1 protein-coding gene is annotated in these 830 nt (G+C 55.8%); it reads right to left on the bottom strand.

Annotation, left to right across the window (positions count from 1 at the left end; all coding sequences use genetic code 11):
• Nucleotides 1-813: tandem-95 repeat protein (locus tag AC1DWI_RS24965; protein ID WP_477726157.1), on the bottom strand; the 813-nt coding region annotated here is incomplete at its 3' end.
• Nucleotides 814-830 lie beyond the last annotated feature (17 nt).

Below are 830 nucleotides of genomic sequence, written 5' to 3'. Positions count from 1 at the left end.
GCTTTCATCCACGCCGTAAACGTTTTGCACCGTGGCTCCGTAAATTGGTCGGCCATACCATATGTCTTCGATGACGGGTGCATCGTTAACCGATTGCACATTCAGATAAGCAGTTGCCCAAGTCTGACCACCTTCTCCATCATTGCTTCTGTACTCAAAAGTGGCTGTGCCAAAAAAGTTGGAACTGGACTGAAACCGCACACTGCCGTCTGCCTGCAAAGTGACTGTGCCATGGCTGGCGTTACGCACGGCATCCACCGTCAAGTTGGCCAAGCCACTCGCATCCGGATCTGAGTCGTTGGCCACGAGTTGGCCGCGCTGGATAACAAACACAACATCTTCAAATCCGATAAAACTGTCGTCTACCGCCAAAGGATTCACATTGATTGCCGAAAAGTCAATCTCCGTTGTACCCACGCTTTGCCCGCCGTCCGCATCCTGCACTACGTACTGAAACTGCCCCCGCCCCGCATAACCCGGCGTCGGCGCAAAGGTCACCGACCCATTTGCATTGAGAACCGCACTGCCATGGATCATCCCTTGTACTGCCACGATACTCAAGCCGGTCGGAGTCTCCCGATCCGTGTCGTTGGCCAGCAGCGCTGCCTGGCTCAGGGTGTAGGTCGCGTCGCGCTTGCCCATCAGCAATTCGTTGTTGACCACGGGGACATCGTTGACCGATGCCAGATTCACCATCGCTGTGCCTTGTACCTGCCCACCGTTGCCGTCATCGACTACGTACACAAAACTGGCCGGGCCAAAATAGTCCTGTTCTGGCGTGAACTGAATCGTTCCATCGGCCAGCAAGGCCACCGCGCCATGCTGCGCAC

Source organism: Polaromonas sp. P3_C2, assembly GCF_056402675.1.
The sequence above is the reverse complement of the archived record's forward strand: the minus strand, read 5'-3'. Positions and strand labels throughout refer to the sequence as shown.